Annotated in this window: 19 protein-coding genes and 4 tRNA genes; 7 read left to right on the forward strand and 16 right to left on the reverse strand. The window is 58.2% G+C overall.

The genetic code is table 11. From position 1 onward, the window contains the following. Positions 1–107: 107 nt before the first annotated feature. From EJL02_RS09470 to fba, 10 genes are all read right to left on the reverse strand, one after another. Complete coding sequence (locus EJL02_RS09470; RefSeq protein WP_125116174.1) at positions 108–2,168, reverse strand: sensor histidine kinase; 2,061 nt, start codon at positions 2,166–2,168, stop codon at positions 108–110. After that, entirely contained in the window at positions 2,165–2,857 is a 693-nt protein-coding gene (locus EJL02_RS09475) for a response regulator transcription factor (protein WP_442858011.1), read from the reverse strand. The genes EJL02_RS09470 and EJL02_RS09475 overlap by 4 nt, the downstream gene beginning before the upstream one ends. A 139-nt stretch (positions 2,858–2,996) precedes the next feature. Further along, positions 2,997–3,070, reverse strand: a tRNA-Cys gene (locus EJL02_RS09480). Between the two features lie 5 nt (positions 3,071–3,075). Then, positions 3,076–3,151: transfer RNA gene (locus EJL02_RS09485), tRNA-Gly, on the reverse strand. A gap of 6 nt (positions 3,152–3,157) precedes the next feature. Beyond that, positions 3,158–3,233, reverse strand: a tRNA-Phe gene (locus EJL02_RS09490). Between the two features lie 32 nt (positions 3,234–3,265). Further along, positions 3,266–3,342: transfer RNA gene (locus EJL02_RS09495), tRNA-Asp, on the reverse strand. Positions 3,343–3,426: 84 nt separating this feature from the next. After that, positions 3,427–4,308 carry an Hsp33 family molecular chaperone HslO gene (gene hslO, locus EJL02_RS09500; protein ID WP_125116176.1) on the reverse strand — a complete coding sequence of 294 codons (882 nt, stop codon included), beginning with the start codon at positions 4,306–4,308 and terminating at the stop codon, positions 3,427–3,429. Between the two features lie 6 nt (positions 4,309–4,314). After that, a complete protein-coding gene (locus EJL02_RS09505; protein ID WP_125116177.1) occupies positions 4,315–5,055 on the reverse strand; it encodes a class I SAM-dependent DNA methyltransferase in 741 nt (246 codons plus the stop codon). Further along, positions 5,048–5,344 (reverse strand): YerC/YecD family TrpR-related protein, encoded by a 297-nt coding sequence (locus tag EJL02_RS09510; protein WP_125116178.1) that lies wholly within the window; start codon positions 5,342–5,344, stop codon positions 5,048–5,050. The genes EJL02_RS09505 and EJL02_RS09510 overlap by 8 nt, the downstream gene beginning before the upstream one ends. A 180-nt stretch (positions 5,345–5,524) precedes the next feature. Next, a complete protein-coding gene (gene fba, locus EJL02_RS09515) occupies positions 5,525–6,493 on the reverse strand; it encodes a class II fructose-1,6-bisphosphate aldolase (protein ID WP_125116179.1) in 969 nt (322 codons plus the stop codon). A 250-nt stretch (positions 6,494–6,743) separates the two neighbouring features. Between fba and EJL02_RS09520 the strand changes: the two genes are divergently transcribed. From EJL02_RS09520 to EJL02_RS09545, 6 genes are all read left to right on the forward strand, one after another. Next, entirely contained in the window at positions 6,744–7,985 is a 1,242-nt protein-coding gene (locus EJL02_RS09520) for a 6-phosphofructokinase (RefSeq protein WP_125116180.1), read from the forward strand. A 103-nt stretch (positions 7,986–8,088) separates the two neighbouring features. After that, entirely contained in the window at positions 8,089–8,793 is a 705-nt protein-coding gene (locus EJL02_RS09525; protein WP_125116181.1) for a hypothetical protein, read from the forward strand. Next, positions 8,790–9,449, forward strand: a complete 660-nt coding sequence (locus EJL02_RS09530; protein WP_125116182.1) for a hypothetical protein — start codon at positions 8,790–8,792, stop codon at positions 9,447–9,449. Before EJL02_RS09525 ends, EJL02_RS09530 begins: the two co-directional genes overlap by 4 nt. 100 nt (positions 9,450–9,549) lie before the next feature. Beyond that, a complete protein-coding gene (locus EJL02_RS09535) occupies positions 9,550–10,074 on the forward strand; it encodes an RNA polymerase sigma factor (protein WP_243114449.1) in 525 nt (174 codons plus the stop codon). A 28-nt stretch (positions 10,075–10,102) separates the two neighbouring features. Then, positions 10,103–11,425, forward strand: a complete 1,323-nt coding sequence (locus EJL02_RS09540; RefSeq protein WP_125116183.1) for a hypothetical protein — start codon at positions 10,103–10,105, stop codon at positions 11,423–11,425. A 103-nt stretch (positions 11,426–11,528) separates the two neighbouring features. Further along, a complete protein-coding gene (locus EJL02_RS09545) occupies positions 11,529–12,854 on the forward strand; it encodes a replication-associated recombination protein A (RefSeq protein ID WP_125116184.1) in 1,326 nt (441 codons plus the stop codon). 35 nt (positions 12,855–12,889) lie between these two features. Here EJL02_RS09545 and EJL02_RS09550 read toward each other — a convergent pair whose 3' ends face one another. The 6 genes from EJL02_RS09550 to EJL02_RS09575 form a co-directional block, all read right to left on the reverse strand. Then, entirely contained in the window at positions 12,890–14,548 is a 1,659-nt protein-coding gene (locus tag EJL02_RS09550; RefSeq protein ID WP_125116245.1) for a glutamine--tRNA ligase/YqeY domain fusion protein, read from the reverse strand. Positions 14,549–14,578: 30 nt separating this feature from the next. Next, entirely contained in the window at positions 14,579–16,231 is a 1,653-nt protein-coding gene (gltX, locus tag EJL02_RS09555; protein WP_125116185.1) for a glutamate--tRNA ligase, read from the reverse strand. Positions 16,232–16,427: 196 nt separating this feature from the next. After that, positions 16,428–16,769 (reverse strand): hypothetical protein, encoded by a 342-nt coding sequence (locus EJL02_RS09560; RefSeq protein WP_125116186.1) that lies wholly within the window; start codon positions 16,767–16,769, stop codon positions 16,428–16,430. 51 nt (positions 16,770–16,820) lie between these two features. After that, on the reverse strand, positions 16,821–17,333 hold the full coding sequence (locus EJL02_RS09565; RefSeq protein ID WP_243114450.1) for a Gx transporter family protein: 513 nt from the start codon (positions 17,331–17,333) through the stop codon (positions 16,821–16,823). Positions 17,334–17,351: 18 nt separating this feature from the next. After that, a complete protein-coding gene (locus EJL02_RS09570) occupies positions 17,352–17,723 on the reverse strand; it encodes a NusG domain II-containing protein (RefSeq protein WP_164510369.1) in 372 nt (123 codons plus the stop codon). Continuing rightward, complete coding sequence (locus EJL02_RS09575) at positions 17,713–18,747, reverse strand: FAD:protein FMN transferase (protein ID WP_164510370.1); 1,035 nt, start codon at positions 18,745–18,747, stop codon at positions 17,713–17,715. The genes EJL02_RS09570 and EJL02_RS09575 overlap by 11 nt, the downstream gene beginning before the upstream one ends. A 171-nt stretch (positions 18,748–18,918) precedes the next feature. Here EJL02_RS09575 and trxA point away from each other — a divergent pair, with 171 nt between their 5' ends. Continuing rightward, positions 18,919–19,224 carry a thioredoxin gene (trxA, locus tag EJL02_RS09580; protein ID WP_125116189.1) on the forward strand — a complete coding sequence of 102 codons (306 nt, stop codon included), beginning with the start codon at positions 18,919–18,921 and terminating at the stop codon, positions 19,222–19,224. The last annotated feature ends 30 nt before the right edge of the window (positions 19,225–19,254 follow it).

Below are 19,254 nucleotides of genomic sequence, written 5' to 3' on the forward strand. Positions count from 1 at the left end.
TTTACACCATGTCAACCCTATGGCGAATTATTTTTTGCAGACAAAACGCCGGCCCGGCGTTTGCCGGGTCGGCGTTTCCTCCCACATGTTCTGTTGTTCTGCTCTTGTTACGGCTGGATGACAAAGACGATCTGCACCTTGAACAGGTCGCCGTCCACCGAAACCGCAAACGTACCGCCGCAGGCTTCGACATAGCTCTTCGCGATCGCAAGCCCAAGGCCGCTGCCCTCGGTCGAGCGCGCCGCGTCGCCGCGGACAAACCGCTCGGTAATCTCGCTTGCATCAAAGTCCATCGCATAGTTGGCAATGTTCTTTAGTTCGATCACCGCGTTGTTTCTGTCCTCCTTGACCGAAACGAACACGCGCGTGCCGGGCATTGCGTACTTGACACAGTTGCCGATCAGATTTTCCATCACGCGGGACATCTTTTTGCCGTCCGCCCAGATCGGCACCTCGTGATCGGGCATATCCACCTTGAGCGTCAGTTTGCCGTCGCCGATCGACCGATCCTGCTCACCCAGCGCCTGCCGCACGAGCGTACAGGCATCCAGCCGCTCGCACAGCATCTGCTCCGCCCCCGACTGCACCTTGGAGATATCAAACAGGTCGCTCGTCAGGTTTTTCAGCCGCATCCCTTTCTGATGGATGATTTTTGCGTAGTCGTTGGCCTCTTCCGGGGTCAGATGTTCCTGACAAAGCAGGTCGGAATAATTGAGGATGGAGGTCAGCGGGGTCTTGAGGTCGTGGCTGACGTTGGTGATGAGCTCACTTTTCATGCGCTCGGCGCGGATCTCGTTTTGCAAAGCAGCCTGCATACCGTCGCCCAGCGAGTTGATATCGTCCGCCATCGCGGCAAAAACCCCGGCAGGCATGTCGGTCAGCTTATAGGTCAGGTCGCCGCCGCGCAGACGCTTGAGTGCGTCTACCACGCGGTCAAAGCCGTCGATGCGCTTGAGTAAGAACCACGCCGATACAATGAACCATGCAATCCCAAGCAGCAGCGGCGTCCACTCGCCGTCTATGCCGAACCACGTCGCAAAGATTGCCAGAAGCGCGGTATATCCGAAGAAAACAAGCATCACATTTCGGGTCTTATAATTTGCAAACACCTTGCGCCACAGGCTGTCCTTGCCTCGCCCCACGCCATGCCGGGCATTGCGGAACAGATTGATTACCCAGCGGAACAGTCGTACCACTGTACGCCAGCACCAGCGAATCGCCCGCAGAATAAACGAACGCTGGACAAAGGAACGGTTCTTCAGGTTGCGCACGAGCGAGAGGATCAGCTCCATTACCAGGGCAAACGCGCAGACCAGCAGCACAGTCAGCAGCTTGGTCATCAGCGCCATGGTGTGACTGTCGCGGAACAAGGCCAAATCCAGGCCCAGTGCCACGAGCAACGCAGTGCCGATCGTCACGCCGATGATGATGCACACATTCAGTTCGACAAACATCCGGTCGATCAGCACCAGATGCACTTCCTCGTCCTCCGGCCGACGGCCGGTGACAAACAGCAGGTAAATAAACGCCACCAACGCTACAAAGAAAACAGCAATGCTTTTGGTCAGCGCGCCATTAACGATATCGCGCCCTTGTTCCCACGAATTCTGCATAACAGAAACCTGCTCACCAGTCAGGCGCAGCAGGATGCAGTCGTCATCCGCCAGCTTATTCCGAAGCCCCGCTTTTTCTAATCGGGTCTGATCCTCCCAATAATAATCATACGCGCTCGTCCAATCGGACAATTCATAGCTGTAATCCGAAATATCCACATTGCCGTACCAATCTCCCGGCCGGATCACCACATAATACGGCGCGGTTTTCAGCCCCGCCTCGGTCAGATTTGCATTGCTGATAACATTTCCGCCGATTTTGGCATAATAGTCACCGCAAAAATAGGCGCTCAGGGATTCCGTGACATCATCTTTTTCATAAGGATTCAAAAGCATCCGGTTCAGCGTCGAAAGTGCTTCGCCAAATTCGTTTTTGAGCGTACGCGATTCCGCAAAGCTCGACTCGAACTGGTAAAGCACCGCGCCCGGATCCCCGCTTTTTTCATAGAACCACTGTGCCGCGTTGCCCAGTGTCAATCCAGCCACCGCCACACAGACAAGGCACAGAATAAACGCCGCGCCCTTGAGGATGGGCGACCGCATCACCTTTTTCATGTTCCCTCGCTCCTCTCTATCTTATAGCCCACGCCCCACACGACCTTGAGATAGCGCGGCTCCTTAGGGTTGATCTCGATCTTTTCGCGGATATGCCGCACATGCACCGCAATCGCGTTGTCCGACACCACCTCGTCATGCCACACCTGCCGGTAAATCTCCTCGGTGGAGAACACCTTGCCCGGATGGCGGCACAGCAGCTCGAGGATTTTATACTCGAGCGGCGTCAGGCGCACCGCCTCACCATCCACCGTCACGGTTTTGCTCTCGGTGTCCAGCACCAGTCCGCGAATGGCGATCTGCTTTTCGGTCACCTGCATCGCGCCCAGCTGCGTATACCGCCGCAGCTGGCTCTTGACGCGTGCGACCAGCTCGGACGGGTTAAAGGGCTTGGTGATATAATCGTCCGCGCCCGCCGTCAGGCCGAGGATTTTATCCGCGTCCTCGCTTTTGGCCGAAATAAGGATGATCGGAATATTCTTGCTCTCCCGCACCTTGAGCAGCGTTTTGATGCCGTCCAGTTCGGGCATCATAATGTCCAGCAGCAACAGATGCACCGTCCGCGTCATTATGATATCCAACGCTTCCAGACCGTTGTATGCCTTCTCCACCGCGTAGCCGTCCGCCTGCAAAAAGATCGCGATACTGTCTACAATCTCCTTATCATCGTCTACCACCAACACGCTCAGTTTCTCCATGGTGTCCCCCCTCCTCTATGGTTCTATAATAACAAAGGATTCTGTTGATTTTCCTCATGAAATTCTTAAGATTTTCTTATGGTTTGCACATAGCAAAAAAGAGACGCCATATTGGCGTCTCTTTTCTTTTTGGAGGTACCACCCAGAATCGAACTGGGGATCAGGGAGTTGCAGTCCCACGCCTTACCGCTTGGCTATGGTACCAAATATGGAGCGGCTGACGAGGCTCGAACTCGCTACCTCCACCTTGGCAAGGTGGCGCTCTACCAGATGAGCTACAGCCGCATATTATGGTGCCTCCGGGCGGAATCGAACCACCGACACGGGGATTTTCAGTCCCCTGCTCTACCGACTGAGCTACAGAGGCAAATTTTCTTCAACCGGTTTGGATTGAAGAAATGGCGACCCGGATGGGACTTGAACCCACGGCCTCCAGCGTGACAGGCTGGCGCTCTAACCAACTGAGCTACCGGGCCGAATCGCCGCCGCTGTAATCATCAGCGGCAGGATTAATTATATCGAAACAACAGCCAAATGTCAACTGTTTTTTTACGATTTTTTTATTTTTCTGCGTGCGTCAAAAGTTGACGTAACTCTTGCCGGGTAAATGTGTAAACTTTATCGCAAAACTGGCAAGTTACCTCACTTTTTTCCTGCTCTTCCGCCATTTTGGAAAGTTCGTCTTTTCCCATGCTGATGAGCGCGCGCTCCACCTTTTCCCGGCTGCATGCGCAGCGGTAGCCGATCGGGTCGGTCTGTAAAAAGTCCACCGCGAAGCCGTCCAGCACGGTCTGGACAATCTGCTCCAGCGTCATGCCCTTATCGAGCATGGCGGTCATCGGCTCGATCTTCGCAAGATTGGCTTCCAGACGGTCGATATCCGCGTCCTTGACGCCCGGCATCAGCTGCACCAGCCAGCCGCCGGCACATTTGACCGTCCGGTCGGTGTCCACCAGCACGCCCAGCGCGCACGCGGACGGGATCTGCTCGCTCTCCGCAAAGTAACGCGTCAAGTCCTCGGCGATCTCACCGTTGACCAGCGCGACTGTGCCCGTCACCGGGTCTTTCAGGCCGATGTCCTTGATGACCATCAAATAGCCGCGGCCCACGCCGCCGCCCACATCCAGCTTGCCGTCCGCACGCAGCGGCAGCTCACAGCCCGGGTTTTGCAGATAACCGCGCACCCAGCCGTCCGCCTCGCCGACGCACACAATCGTGCCCAGCGGGCCATTGCCCTTGACCTGCACGGTCACCGAACCGTCGTCGGTCTTGAGCTGGCTGCCCATGATGGCGGTCGCGGTCAGCGTGCGGCCGAGCGCCGCGGTCGCAACCGGCGTGGTATCGTGGATCTGCCGCGCGCGCTCGACCAGTCCGGTCGTCACGGCGGCGGAAATTTGAATGCCCGCATCGCGGGCGATTGCGCGAAGCAAAGTATCGCTCATAAACTATTAATCTCTCTTTCGTGCGGTAATATAGACCCGGTCCTCCCCGCCGCGCACGGGCGAGAACGACTGGTCTCCATAGGTTTTGATTTCGGTAAAACCGGCTTTTTCCAGCATCGCGGTCAGTTCCGGAATAGTATACACCCGCTCCTCATGCGTCTCCTGCGCGCGCGTCCATGCATCGCCGTCGCGTTCAAAGATATCGAACTGATAGGCGCACAGGCCGTCCTCGACCGCCGCCTGCCAGACGCAGAACACATCCTCATCCTCGCGCACATAGCTGTTGCCGTCGATGCGCGCAAACTTTTCCGGCGTATTGATATCGAACACAAACAGCCCGGTTTTCGGCTCGAGAAACAGGTGCACCCGGTCAAACGCCTTTTGCAGCGTCTCGGGCTCGGTCACATAGTTGATGCTGTCCAGACAGCACAGGCACACGTCCACCGTGCCGTACAGGTCGAGCTGCTCCATGCGCTGATTGAGAAACAGCGGGCGCGGCGCACAGTCGATCGTGTTCTGCATGGCCTGCATGAGCATCTCGGGCGACGCGTCCACGCCGATCATGTCATAGCCGCGCTGGGCAAGCAGACGCGTCAGCGTGCCCGTGCCGCAGGCCAGATCAAGCACGAGCTTGGGCGCCACGCCTTCGCGCGCAAACAGCGCTTCAAAGAAATCCGCCCAGTGCTCATAGCCCACGTCATCGGTAAAGCGGTCATAGTATGCCGACAGGGTCTGATAACTATTCATCGTCTTCCTTCAACCGGTCGAGCATCTTGCGATAGCCATCCGAACCGTATACCAAGCATTTGTTGACGCGGCTGATCGTCGCAGTCGATGCGCCGGTTTCCTGTACGATATCGCTGTAAATCCTGCCTTCGTCCAGCATGCGCGCCACCTGAAACCGCTGCACCATGGCGCGAAGCTCCGCGATCGTGCACAGATCCTCGAAAAAGTCATAACAATCCTCTATGGTTTGGAGTTTCAAGATGCCGCGGAACAGGATATCCATATCTTCATCTTTCAGCTTTCGATTCAAAACGATCCCTCCTGCATTCCTCATTGCGCTTTGATGCATCTATTATAGCACAGCGCTTTCATAGTGTAAAGTATGAAAACAGCAATATCCCATAATTTTGGAAGGATTTCCCGCTGAAACACGAAAAAAACGGACCGCATCGCAAATGGATGCGGTCCGCTGTGCATTTGAAACTATGCCTTAGGCCTTGCCGTTGCAGCCCAGAACGTGGATCAGCTTGTGAGCGACCATGTCCTTGACAGCCTGACGTGCGGGCTTGAGGTACTGACGGGGATCGAAGTGATCCGGATGCTCGTCGAAGTACTCACGGATGGTAGCGGTGATAGCCAGACGGATATCCGAGTCGATGTTGATCTTGCAGACGGACAGCTGAGCAGCCTTGCGCAGCTCTTCCTCCGGAATGCCGATCGCATCGGGCATCTTGCCGCCGTGCGCGTTGATCATATCAACGAACTTCTGCGGAACAGAAGAGGAACCGTGCAGAACGATCGGGAAGCCCGGCAGACGCTTGGAAACTTCCTCCAGAACGTCGAAGCGCAGCGGAGGCGGAACCAGGATGCCCTGCTCGTTGCGGGTGCACTGCTCGGGGGTGAACTTGTAAGCGCCGTGGGACGTGCCGATGGCGATAGCCAGCGAGTCGCAGCCGGTGCGGGAAACGAACTCTTCTACTTCTTCCGGATGGGTGTAGGAAGAATCCTCAGCGGAAACCTTAACGTCGTCCTCAACGCCGGCCAGGGTGCCCAGCTCAGCCTCAACGACTACGCCGTGCGCATGTGCGTACTCAACGACCTTCTTGGTGATCTCAACGTTCTCGTCAAACGGCTTGCTGGAAGCGTCGATCATAACGGAGGTGAAGCCGCCGTCGATGCAGGACTTGCAGGTCTCGAAGTCCGGGCCGTGGTCAAGGTGCAGCGCGATCGGAACATCCGGGCACTCCTGAACAGCCGCTTCAACCATCTTTACCAGATAGGTGTGGTTGGCGTAAGCGCGCGCGCCCTTGGAAACCTGCAGAACAACCGGTGCATGCTGCTCCTGGCAAGCCTCGGTGATGCCCTGTACGATCTCCATGTTGTTTACGTTGAAAGCGCCGACAGCATAGCCGCCGTCATAAGCCTTCTTAAACATCTCGGTAGTAGTAACTAATGGCATAGTAAACTTCCTTTCCTAACAAACAAATTAGCCTAAGCTGAATTCTTCCTATATTTTATCAGTATGTTCCCATAAAATCAAGTCCATCATCAAAATTGGAACCATTTTTTGCTTTTCTGCCGAAAATGCCGGGCTGCATGCAAAAAATTCTGTTATGCATTGATTTTGAGGCGGTTTTATGATAACCTTATATTGCAAGAAAATGCAGTGGGCAAACCCTGTATTTGAATTTGTTAGGAGGTTTATCATTATGAGTGAACTGAAAGGCGCTTGCGTCATCGGCCAGTCGGGCGGCCCGACTTCGGTCATCAACTCTTCTGTTCTCGGCGCGCTGGAGACCGCGCTGGACAACCCGTCTATCACCCGCGTATTCGGCATGGCACACGGCATCAAGGGCCTGCTGAACGACGAACTGTACGACATCGACAAGGAAGACCGCGACGAACTCGCGCTGCTGCGTTATACCCCGTCCTCTGCGCTCGGCTCCTGCCGCTACAAGCTGGCTGACCCGGATGTGGACGACACCGATTACAAGCGCATCCTTGAAATCTTCAAGAAGTACGACATCCGCTATTTCTTCTACAATGGCGGCAACGACTCCATGGACACCTGCAACAAGGTTTCCAAGTATATGATGAAGTCCGGCTACGAGTGCCGCGTCATGGGCATTCCGAAGACCATCGACAACGACCTGTTCGGCACTGACCACTGCCCGGGCTTTGCATCCGCTGCCAAGTATATCGCCACCTCCTGCATGGAAATCTATCAGGATGCGCGCGTATATGACACCGGCATGGTCTGCATCGTCGAGATCATGGGCCGTCACGCCGGCTGGCTGGCGGGTTCCGCCGGTCTGGCAACCGCGATGGGCGCCGGCCCGGATCTGATTTACCTCCCCGAGACCGACTTCGACATGCAGAAGTTCCTCGCGGATGTAAAGCGCATCTACGAAGAGAAGGGCAACTGCCTGGTTGCGGTTTCCGAAGGCATCCACTACGCGGACGGCTCCTTCGTATCCGAGGCCAAGACCTCTGCAACCGACGGCTTCGGCCATGCACAGCTGGGCGGCCTGGCTGCGATGCTCGCAGACACCGTCAAGAACGAGCTGGGCTGCAAGGTTCGCGGCATCGAGCTCTCCCTGCTGCAGCGCTGCGCGGCTCACTGCGCTTCCAAGACCGACGTGGACGAGTCCTATATGTCCGGTAAGGCTGCGGTTGAGAACGCTGTTGCCGGCAAGACCGACTTTATGCCGGGCTTCAAGTGCACCCGCGACGAAAACGGCTACAAGTGCGAGATCGAGCTGCTGCCGCTCTCCGAAGTTGCCAACACCGAGAAGAAGGTTCCGCGCGATTGGATCAATGAGGAAGGCAACGGCGTAACCGAGAAGTTCATCGAGTACGCAATGCCGCTGATCGCCGGCGAGAACGTAGGCCCGAAGGTGAACGGCCTGCCGCGCTTCGCTCAGCTCAAGAAGATCAAGGCGGAAGCGTAATCTTTCCTTTGCATCCAACCGCGTCTTGCGGCGCATTCATGACACAAAAAACGGGCAAAGCCGCAAGGCTTTGCCCGTTTGTCTTTTATAAGGTGGGATAGACATGCGCAAACCCAGTTCGACAACCGTGCTGGTCAGCATTGCGGCCGCCGTCTGGCTGGCAGCCTGCTCGCTGATGACATGGGCGCACATCGCGTATGACGATGCGCTCAACCTCAACCCGATGTACTGGTGGGCCTATGGCGCTTTGATCCTGGTGTTCGGCGTGCTGGCCGAACCGCCGGACAAGCCGCGCACCAAAACGCCGCGTTGGAGCGCCGCACTGGTTTTGGTGCTATGCACCTTTCTGGTCTATGTGTTAGTGCAGGAGCAAGACTGGCACGCCCTTCTATACCAGCCCGTGCTTTGGGACTTTCTGCTGATGGCGCTGTGCGGCATTGCCGTCTGGCTCTATCCCCGGCTGCCCTTCCGCCGCCCGATGCGTCCCAAGCGGCCGCATCCGCCGGCGTGGAATGCTGCCGTCATGATGCTGGTCCTGTATGCGCCTATGCTGCTTGTACTGCCGCTGTATCTGGCCATCCTGCATCCGGTTTCGGTCGCGCAGATCACGCCGGTCGGTGAGGCCGAGGGCGGACAATTCATCGGCCGCATCACGGGCGACCGGTCGCAGACCCCGCTCGGCATCTACTTTTTTGCGGACAATGACCGCGAACGCTGGTATTATTACGATGTGCTGACCGGCGCGCCGGTCGAATACAGCGACCCCATCAATCCATATGTTGCTCTCACGATAGAAGGTGCCACATGATCCCGATTCAACTTGATCCATCCTTTGCCGCACGCGGCATCCCGTTCGGTCTGGCCGAAGTGACCTTTCCCGCGCGGGAAACGTGGAACGAGCCTGCGTTCCGCGCACTGGCAGAGCGCGAGCTGGCCGCGTGCCGCGAACGCTTTGTCGACTACGACCGCAAGGCGGTCTTTGGTCAAAACCCCTATTTCCGCTTTTTCCGCAAATTCAAAAAGACCTATCCGGTCATGCAGCAGTTTGAATCTGTACTGTTCAAGGGCCGTCCGTTCCCGGACGTCAATCCCGTGACCGAAGTGCCGTTTTTGCTCGAGCTTTGCACCTTTGTGCTGTCGGGCACGCACGACATCGACCGCATGGACGGCGGGCTGACCGTGTTTTCCCCGGACGCAAAGCTGCCATTTAACGGCATGCGCGCGGACAGTACGCACACCTATCCCGGCGACGTCTGCGGCCGTGATGACAACGGCATCATCTTCAGCATGATCGCGGGTGCAGACAACCGCACCTGCGTGCATCCGGACAGCCGGCATGTGTTTTATCCGGTCTTCGGCACGCCGGACACCCCGTCTTCGCTGCTCTCCTCCGCGCTCGAGCAGCTTTGCGGGTATGTCCGCACGCTCGCGCCCGATGCCGAGATCCAAACCCTGCTGCTGTGACCTCTTCCCCACCGCTTTTGGGAGGCTTTGCAAAAAGCCTCCTTTTTGTTGCAGTCTTTTGCCCGTCCCGTGCGTCTAATGGTTGAAAGGAGGGAACGCCGTGGCAACGAACCAGGAACAAGCGTCCTCGTATCTGCAGGACGAGGACGGTTTTGCGCGCCTGCTGAACGACTGGGGCGACCGCCTGCTGCGCCTGTGCACGCTCTACCTGAAAGACGTGCATCTGGCCGAAGACGCCGTGCAGGAAACCTTGCTCAAAGCATGGCGCAATGCAGACAAATTCCGCGGCGACGGCAGCGAGATCACTTGGATCACACGCATCGCGATCAACGTGTGCAAAAGCTATCTGCGCTCGCCGTGGAAACGCCGCCGCGCACCCGCCGAAGAGCTCGAGCGTCTGTTCGCGCCAACGGACGACCCCCAGGTGGACGACGCGCTGCCCCGCGCGATCCTCGCGCTGTCGCGTCCTTACCGGGAAGTGATCATCTTGTACTATTATCAGGAACTCAAAGCGCGTGAGATCGCGGATATTTTGCAGGTCGATGTCTCGACCGTCACCGCGCGTCTGTCCCGCGCCCGCAAACAGCTGCGCGAAGCCTTGAAAGGATGGTACTACGATGAATAATCCACACAATATGAGGAGGGATCTGGATATGGCAATGCAAAATATTACGCTCTCGCCCGAACGCCGTGCCGAGATCCTGCGCAGTGTCAAACCGCGCCGCCGGGCACTGCGCGGGACGGCTGCTCGCGTTACACTGGCTGCGGTGCTCGCCGTGCTGCTGACCTTTTCTGCACTCGCCGCGGCCGTGCCCGCCCTGCGGGAAGCACTGAAAAATGCGCTCGGCAGCTTTTCCCAGCAAAGCCAGCCCATTACCGGTGTCGCCGTCGAGGACAACGGCATCGAGGTGCGGCCGGTGGCTGCGCTGTCGAGCAGCAATCTGGTGCGTGTCTGGGTTGAAGTGCAGGACAAAACCGGCGACCGGCTCAGCGAAGATATGCGGGTTGGCGCATGGCTGGAATACCCGCAGGACAAGGACGCGATAGAGGTGAACGGTTGGCGCGGTGGCGCCCATGTTGTCTACTATGACGAGGCCAGCCGTACCGCACTCATCGAGATCGACAACATTGGCCGTCCGATCACAGACGGCACCGAGGTCAGTGTGTCTTTGAGCAGCTTCCAGTCCTCTGAACAGATAACGGAAACGGTCGATTTCCCGCGTGAAATGTTGTCTGCCACCGGGCTGAAAAACATGACGGAGGATATGGGCGTGATGCTTTTCGCAGAGCACATTCCGCTCGTCCCCGAACAAACACCGCGCGAGTTGGAAGGGACTAGCTACGCTCGTCTATCCTCGGTCGGCTTTGGTGAGGATGGCAAACTGCATATTCAAGTCGCTTTTCTGGGGGAAGCCAACCATTCCGGCAGCACGTTGTCCAGCCATGCGACCGACGCACGCGACACTGAGCGATATCTCGGCGGTGGCCGATGCTTCCAGTATAACGGCCAATGGTATTTTGATGAAGTATGTGACATTACCCCAGCCGACCTTCCCTATATGACATTCAGCGATTTATCTGGCAGTTATATGCTGCATGATCCGGTCGAAGGCGTCTGGAATTTCACCATCACGGTGGAAACTGCGGATGAAGTGGTTTATCACCCGAATATGCAGGTCGGCGGCGCACGGGTGGAAGAAATCCGCGTTTCCGAAATCGGCGTCTCTGCACGCTCTTCCAGTCAGGGCACCGTTCTGGGGCGTCGCCCAACCTACGCCATCACCAAAGACGGCGAAAAGCTGTATCTGACCAATAACTGTATCGACAGCGGCTGGGGCACCGTATTGGACGACAACGACAATTCCCTGCCGGACGGCTACGGCTACGCCCACGACCAGTGGACGTTTGACCAACCGCTCGACCCGACCGATATCGTTCTGCTGAACTTTGACGGCGTAGATGTCCCCCTGCAATAAGGCGAAAAATCCTCTCCTTCCCGGAGAGGATTTTTTCATGCCGCCTTGCAGGAACATTTGTTCGGTGCTATAATACAAATATCTGATTTAGGAGGTGCGCAGCATGGAACAACAAACCCTGTTCGGCGGGGACGATACCCGCCCGCTCGCGGCGCGGCTGCGCCCGCGCGACCTGTCCGAATTTGTCGGACAGACTCATCTGCTGGGCGAAGGCAAAGTGCTGCGCCGCCTGATCGAAAGCGATCGCGTCAGCTCGATGATCTTCTGGGGGCCGCCCGGTGTGGGCAAAACCACGCTCGCGCGCATCATCGCGAACCAAACCAAGGCCACATTCATCGACTTTTCGGCCGTCACCAGCGGTATCAAAGAGATTCGGCAAGTTATGCAGCAAGCCGAGGACAACCGCCGCTTCGGCGAGCGCACGATCGTGTTTGTAGACGAGATCCACCGCTTCAACAAGGCGCAGCAGGACGCCTTCCTGCCCTTTGTTGAAAAGGGCAGCATCATCCTGATCGGCGCGACCACCGAAAACCCGTCCTTCGAGGTCAACGGCGCACTTTTATCGCGCTGCAAGGTGTTTGTTTTGCAGGCGCTGACAACAGCTGACCTCACTGCCCTGCTTTCCCGCGCGCTGACCGACCCGCGCGGCTTCGGCGGGCAGAAAATCGAGATTGAGCCCGATATGCTGGAAGCGATCGCGAACTTTGCAAACGGCGACGCGCGCGCGGCGCTGTCCACCCTCGAAATGCTGGTGCTCAACAGCGACACGGACGGCAAAACCGTGCGCGTCACGCGCGAGACGCTTGAGCAGTGCATTTCGAAAAAGTCGCTGCTGTATGACAAAACCGGCGAGGAGCACTACAACCTCATTTCCGCCTTGCACAAATCCATGCGCAACTCCGACCCGGACGCTGCGGTCTACTGGCTTGCGCGCATGCTGGAGGCGGGCGAGGACCCGCTCTACATCGCGCGGCGCGTCACCCGGTTTGCCAGCGAGGACATCGGCATGGCCGACTCCCGCGCGCTCGAAGTCGCGGTTGCGGCCTATCAGGCTTGCCATTTCATCGGCATGCCCGAGTGCACGGTGCATCTGACGCATGCGGTCGTGTATATGTCGCTCGCGCCCAAGTCCAACGCCCTGTATATGGCCTACGAACACGCCAAAAAAGACGCGCTGACCCAACTCAGTGAACCCGTGCCGCTGGTCATCCGCAACGCGCCGACCCGGCTGATGAAAGAGCTGGACTACGGCAAGGGCTATCAATATGCGCATGACACCGCCGACAAGCTGACCGATATGCAATGCCTGCCCGACTCGCTCGAAGGCACGGAATACTACCGCCCGACCGACCAGGGTCTGGAAGCCAAGTACAAAGCGCGGCTCGAGCAGATCAAGGCATGGAAAGCGCAGCACCGCAAGCCAAAATGACAGAAACAAAAGCACCCTTTCGGGTGCTTTTGTTTTTACTTTTGCAGCGTCTTGGCGAAGCTGTCCTTGAGGGTAACGATGCGGTTGAAGCGGCCCTCTTCCCTGTCCTTGACATAATAGCCCATGCGGACAAACTGGAAGCGCTCGCCTTCCTTGGCGTCGGCAAGCGACGGCTCAAGCTTGCAGCCGGTCAGCTTTTTGAGCGAATCCGGATTGAGGTAATCCAGATAATCCGTGCCCTCGGGTACGTCGTTTACGTTCTCGAGCGTAAACAGATTGTCGTACAGGTACAGGTCGGCGTCGATCGCGTGCGCAGCGGAAACCCAGTGGATCGTGCCCTTGACCTTGCGGCCGTCCACCGGCATGCCGTTGCCGGTCTCGAGGTCGGCCGTGCAGCGGATCTCGACGATCTCGCCGTTTTCGTCCTTGACGACCTCGTTGCACTTTACAATATACGCGCCCATCAGGCGAACCTCGCCGTCGGGCTTTAAACGCTGGAACTTCGGAGGCGGAACCTCGGCAAAGTCGCTCTTTTCGATATACAGCTCGCGCGTAAACGGCACCTTGCGCGTACCCGCGGCCTCGTTGCGCGGGTTGTTCGGCACTTCGAACTCCTCGCACTTGTCCTCGGGATAGTTGGTGATAACGAGCTTGACCGGCTCGGTCACCGACATGCGGCGCAGCGCGGTCTCGTTCAGTTCCTCACGGATGCAGTGCTCGAGCAGCTTGATGTCCACGAGCGAATCCGCCTTCGCAACACCCGCGCGCTGGACGAAGTCCAGAATCGCGCTCGGCGTATAGCCGCGGCGGCGCAGCGCGCACAGCGTGGGCATACGCGGGTCGTCCCAACCCTCCACGTGGTGCTCAAACACCAGCTGGCGCAGGTAACGCTTGCTCATGACCGTGTGCGTCACATTCAGGCGTGCGAACTCGCGCTGCTTGGGATGGTGCGGCAGCGGGCAGTTGTCCACAACCCACTCGTACAGCGGACGATGATTCTCAAACTCGATCGAGCACATCGAGTGCGTGATGCCCTCGATCGCGTCCTGAATCGGGTGTGCAAAGTCATAGAGCGGATAAATGCACCACTTGTCACCCTGACGGTGATGATGCGCGCGCACGATGCGGTAGATTGCGGGATCGCGCAGGTTCATGTTCGGGCTTGCCATGTCGATCTTGGCGCGCAGCGTCTTGGAGCCGTCCTCGAACTTGCCCGCGCGCATATCCGCGAACAGCTGCAAATTCTCCTCGACCGAACGATTGCGATACGGGCTTTCCTTGCCCGGCTCGGTCAGCGTGCCGCGGTAGGCGCGCATTTCTTCCTGCGTCAGGTCGTCCACATAGGCCTTGCCGTCCTTGATGAGCGCGACCGCGCAGTCGTAGCAGGTTTCAAAGTAATCCGAGCCGTAGAACACGCCGCCCGACGGCTCCTCGCCGGTCAGCCACTTGATGTCCTCCCAGATCGAATCGACATATTCGGTGTCTTCCTTGACCGGGTTGGTGTCGTCATAGCGCAGGTTGAACAGGCCGTTGTATTTTTTCGCGATCGACCAGTTAATGAAGATCGCCTTGGCCGAGCCGATATGCAGATAGCCGTTCGGCTCGGGCGGGAAACGGGTGTGAATGCGCTCATTCAGGCCCGCCGCAATGTCGGCGTCGATGATCTCGGTCAGAAAGTTGTTTACATTTTCCATCATAGCGTTCGTTTTCCCCCAAAAGCCAAATTAAAGCGCATTTGCGCAGCGCTCGAGTCGCTCAAGCACCTTGTCGCGGCCGAGAATGCCCATCACGGTCTGCAAGTCGGGCGCGTTCTGCCGTCCGGCAACCGCGACACGCACCACCATGGACACATCGCCGACCGCGCCCTTATAGGCGGACTGGTCAGCCTTGTATGCCTTGGTGTCCGCGGCGTAGCCGTGCGCGGATGCGATCTGCTTCATCTTTTCAAAGAAACCGTCCGGCGTGTCGGTCTCGTCAAACACCTTTGCAAAATCCGCAAGGATGGCCTTGGCGTCCTCGGCGGAAACGCGCTCGGGCATGGTATAATCCGGCTGGAACAGCTCATCGAACATAAAGTCCATATAGCCCTTGGCGTCCGACCAGAGCGCCAGATCCTTGCGCGGCTTTTTGCCGCCGCGGCCGATGGCGAGATAAGCCTTGGAGAAGGCCGGGTCGCGGGTCAGCAGGTCATGGAACGGCTTATCGTTCTCCGCGCTCCACGCCGCGATATAATCATAGACCGTGTCGGCCGACATACGCGAAATGACGTTTTTGGAAACGTCGTGCAGCTTTTCAATATCAAACAGCGCGCCCGAACCGCTCATCTTCTTGGTCGTGAACGGGAAATCGTTCATCGGCAGGTCGGGATTGGCGCGCCGCCATTCCTCGAAGTTGGAGTTGAGCAGCGTCATCAGGTATTCGAGCACGGCCGGCACCGGATAGCCCTCCTGCTCGTAGAAGGTCAGCGCGAGCTCGGGGTCTTTGCGCTTGGACAGCTTGCGCTTGCCGCCGGTCTCGGGGTCGATCTTCATCAGCTGCGCGGTGTGCGCATACTTGGGCGCCTTCCAGCCCATTGCGCGGAACAGCTGCAAATGTACCGGCAAGGTCGCGAGCCATTCCTCGCCGCGCACGACCACGGTCGTGCCCATCAGATGATCGTCCACCACATGCGCGAAGTGGTAGGTCGGGATGCCGTCCGACTTGAGGATGACGATATCCTGATCGTTTTCGGTGACCTCCATCTTGCCCTTCACGAGATCCTCGTGGCGGATCTTGTGCTCGATGCTGCCCTCCGAGCGGAAGCGCACGACATAGGGCGTGCCCTTCTGAAGCTCCGCCTCGATATCCTCCATCGGGCGGTCACGCCAGACGGCGTACTTGCCGTAATAGCCGAAATTCTCCTTGTTTTTCTCCTGCTCGGCGTGCGCCGCTGCGAGTTCTTCCTCGGTGCAGAAGCACGGATAGGCCATGCCGCGCTGTACCAGGCTCTTGACAAAGGTCTGGTAGATCTCCGCGCGCTGGCTCTGGCGGTACGGACCGTAGGCGCCGTTGTCGCCGTCGAGCGTTGCGCCTTCGTCAAAATGCAAGCCGAACGCACGGAACACCTCGATGATGGTGCGCACGCCGCCCTCAACCTCGCGCTTTTTGTCGGTATCCTCGATGCGCAGGTAGAACACGCCGCCCGACTGGTGCGCCAGGCGCTCGTCCACCAGCGCACCGTACAGGTTGCCCAGATGCATGAAGCCCGTCGGGCTCGGTCCCATACGGGTCACCTTGGCGCCCTCGGGCAGCTGACGCTTGGGATAGCGTGCCTCGATGTCCTCCGGCGTGGTATTGATATGCGGGAACAGCAGTTCCGCCAAACGGTTATAATCCATTTTGTTCACTCCAACTTCCTGATAGGGGCATTTATGCCCACGATAGGAATATTTTATCACAGCGAATCGTCCGGCGCAAGGCGCAAAGCGCACCAATCGACGCATTCCGCCCCGCGGGTTTTTGGAACGCATGCCCGCGGCAAACACAAAGCGGCATGGCTGACCCGCCATGCCGCTTTGCGCCGTCCCTGTTCCCTTACGGGTTAACTGTTTTGGGATTGGTTTGCGCGCCGGTATCCGCCGTACCGGTCGTCGTGCCGTTGTCGTTGCCTGTCACGGCGTCGCCGGCCTTGTCCATGCCGTTATCAATGGCATTTCCGGCGTTGTCCATGCCGTTCTCCACGGCGTCGCCCACATTGTCCATCCCGTTCTGGATATCGTCGCCGACCGTATTGCCATCATCGACCACACCATCGTGGTTCTGATCCTCGGTCATGTTGTTGTCCGTGCCGTTTTGGTTGGTTTCATCCGTCGTGTTGGAGCAGCCGCAGGCGAACACCATGGTCAGCGCGGCAAGCAAAGCGATAAGCCTTTTCATTGCATTTCCTCCTTGTGCATTTGCCGTTAGTATAGGAGGCGCTTCGCTTTTTTATACGTTAAAATCAATTTTTTGCATGTGCGACAAAACGATCGAGCAGGTCAGCCCGGTCACCAAACCGAGCGGCACGCTCATCACCAGCAGCACCGGCAGATAAGCGACCACCGCGCCGGTCTGCATCCAGATGACCGCTGCGGCGATCTGTCCGATGTTGTGCGCCGCCGCGCCGGCGACGCTCACGCCCAGAAGCGAGCAGAACCGTCCCTCGGCGTGCAGCAGCAGCCACATGACCGCGAGCGACAACAGTCCGCCAAACAGCGAAAACAAAAACGCCGTCACGCTGCCCATGAGCAGACTGGCCAGCGCCACGCGGCACAGCAGCACCGCCAGCGCGTCGCGCGCAGACAGGCGCGTGAGCGCAAACAGCGTCACCACATTGGCAAGGCCGAGCTTGACGCCCGGCACGGGCACGACCGCATCCAGCGGGAACAGCCGCTCGACCAGCGACAGCACGATCGCCAGCGCGGTCAGCATGCCGCACAGCGTCAGCTTTTTCGCTTTCACGTTTTCACGCCCCTTCCGTTATGTGACGATCGCATCGATCTCGCCCGTCTCGCCCACGATTTTTAGCACCACCCGGTTGGGCAGACAAACCGCGACCTGTCCCGCCCGCGTCAGCGTACCCGTGCGCACGCAGACCTGATCGCGGCAGTCCGCCGACTCCATGCGCGCGGTTTTGCCGGACAGCACGATCACGTTATGCCCGTCCAGATCGATCGTGCGGTCGGTGTCATCGGTCAGCGCGACGCGCTCGACCAACTGGTTGTCCTGCCAGACCTCGGCATACAGCCGGTCGCCCGTTGCGCCCGCGGCGAGCACGGCTGTCACCGCCGCCGCCAGCACCAGCACCACGCCGATGATGACGAAATCGCCCCACTTGATCCTACTGCGCATCCGTGTACCCCTTTTCCTCACCGAGGAAGGTGTAGGTGCAGGCCGAAGCCACCGCATCCGAAGGATAGATCTGCTTGTCCGCGGTGATGAACACCGCCGCAATGTTGTTTTCTTTGCAAAACGCCAGCCCGTCATCCAATCCCATGACGAACAGCGCAGTCGTCATCGCGTCCGCCCGGGTGGAATTTTGGTCGATCACAGTCACGCTGCGCAAGCCAGTATCCGCCGGATAACCGGTTTCCGGGTCGAAAATGTGGTGATACCGCTTGCCGTCCTGCTCAAAATAGCGCTCATAGTCGCCCGAGGTGACAACCGATGCGTCCCGCACCTCGACCGTTGCTACGAACTCGGCGTTATTGTCCGGATCGGCAACGCCGACCACCCAGTTTCCGCCGTCGCGCGACGGGTTGTCGCCAAAAGCGCCGATGTTGCCGCCCAACTGCACGAGCGCGCCGGTGGCCGCGCCCTCCGGCTGCTGCGCGAGCAGCGCCGAAACCGCGTCAGTGGCAAAGCCCTTGCCGATGCCGCCCAGATCAAGCTGCGCGCCGTTTTCCAGCTGCACCTGATTGTTGCCGAGCAGCTTGATATTCTGATAGCCGACATGGGTCAGCGCCTCGTCGATCTCGGCCTGCGCGGGCACATGCGCGTTATCCGTATTAATGCCCCACAGGTCGGTCAGCGGCGCCATGGTCGGATCGAACGCGCCGCCGGTCAGCTCGGCGTACTGCACCGCCGCCTCGATCGCGGCATAGGTGTCCTCGCTGACCTCGCACACCGCGCCGCCCGCGTGGTTAAGCCGGTACAGGTCGCCGTCCTCCCGCGTGCGCGACAGCGCAGGCTCGAGCGCGTTGACCGCCTGTTCACAGGCGACGGCCGTCTGCTCGGCATCGTCCTGCTTGTCCCCATAGACGGAAACCGACATAAATGTGTCCATCGCAAAAAAATCCGTCGTATAGCTTGCCTGCTGCCCGGCGCAGCCCGCCAATCCCAAAAGCAGCAAAAATGCCGCAAAAATCCGCTTCATATCGTGCTCCTCATTACAAAAAGTCATGTATCATTATAATACACCCGGAAACGATTCGCAAGGCCGCTTTGTGCGCGGCCTTTTTTATGTGACACAGTCACAGAAGTTCCCCCACCATTCTGCTATGATACAGTCACAAAGAAAAACCACGACAGATAAGGAGAATGAACGATGTCTGTACTGCATATTACCAAGGAAAACTTTGAAGAGCAGGTCCTGCACAGCGACAAGCCGGTGCTGCTCGATTTCTGGGCCAGCTGGTGCGGCCCGTGCCGCATGGTTTCCCCGACCATCGACGAGATCGCAAACGAGAGAAGCGACATCAAGGTCGGCAAGGTAAACGTCGATGAGCAGCCCGAACTCGCCAGCGCTTTTCAGGTCATGAGCATCCCGACGCTTGTGGTCATGAAGGGCGGCAAGGTTGTCAACCGCACGATGGGTGCGCAGCCGAAGGCGCAGATCCTGTCCTTACTTTAATTTGCTTTTTCCCTTTTCACCTTTTCTTTT

The organism is Agathobaculum sp. Marseille-P7918 (assembly GCF_900625105.1).
Lineage (GTDB): Bacteria > Bacillota > Clostridia > Oscillospirales > Butyricicoccaceae > Agathobaculum.

Coding starts and splice junctions, on each gene's coding strand:
- EJL02_RS09560 (WP_125116186.1), bottom strand. CDS start 16,769: ATGAAAAGGCTTATCGCTTTGCTTGCCGCGCTGACCATGGTGTTCGCC.
- EJL02_RS09570 (WP_164510369.1), bottom strand. CDS start 17,723: ATGCGCAGTAGGATCAAGTGGGGCGATTTCGTCATCATCGGCGTGGTG.
- EJL02_RS09575 (WP_164510370.1), bottom strand. CDS start 18,747: ATGAAGCGGATTTTTGCGGCATTTTTGCTGCTTTTGGGATTGGCGGGC.
- EJL02_RS09540 (WP_125116183.1), top strand. CDS start 10,103: ATGGCAATGCAAAATATTACGCTCTCGCCCGAACGCCGTGCCGAGATC.
- gltX (WP_125116185.1), bottom strand. CDS start 16,231: ATGGATTATAACCGTTTGGCGGAACTGCTGTTCCCGCATATCAATACC.
- EJL02_RS09550 (WP_125116245.1), bottom strand. CDS start 14,548: ATGGAAAATGTAAACAACTTTCTGACCGAGATCATCGACGCCGACATT.
- EJL02_RS09530 (WP_125116182.1), top strand. CDS start 8,790: ATGATCCCGATTCAACTTGATCCATCCTTTGCCGCACGCGGCATCCCG.
- hslO (WP_125116176.1), bottom strand. CDS start 4,308: ATGAGCGATACTTTGCTTCGCGCAATCGCCCGCGATGCGGGCATTCAA.
- EJL02_RS09525 (WP_125116181.1), top strand. CDS start 8,089: ATGCGCAAACCCAGTTCGACAACCGTGCTGGTCAGCATTGCGGCCGCC.
- EJL02_RS09520 (WP_125116180.1), top strand. CDS start 6,744: ATGAGTGAACTGAAAGGCGCTTGCGTCATCGGCCAGTCGGGCGGCCCG.
- EJL02_RS09470 (WP_125116174.1), bottom strand. CDS start 2,168: ATGAAAAAGGTGATGCGGTCGCCCATCCTCAAGGGCGCGGCGTTTATT.
- EJL02_RS09545 (WP_125116184.1), top strand. CDS start 11,529: ATGGAACAACAAACCCTGTTCGGCGGGGACGATACCCGCCCGCTCGCG.
- EJL02_RS09505 (WP_125116177.1), bottom strand. CDS start 5,055: ATGAATAGTTATCAGACCCTGTCGGCATACTATGACCGCTTTACCGAT.
- trxA (WP_125116189.1), top strand. CDS start 18,919: ATGTCTGTACTGCATATTACCAAGGAAAACTTTGAAGAGCAGGTCCTG.
- fba (WP_125116179.1), bottom strand. CDS start 6,493: ATGCCATTAGTTACTACTACCGAGATGTTTAAGAAGGCTTATGACGGC.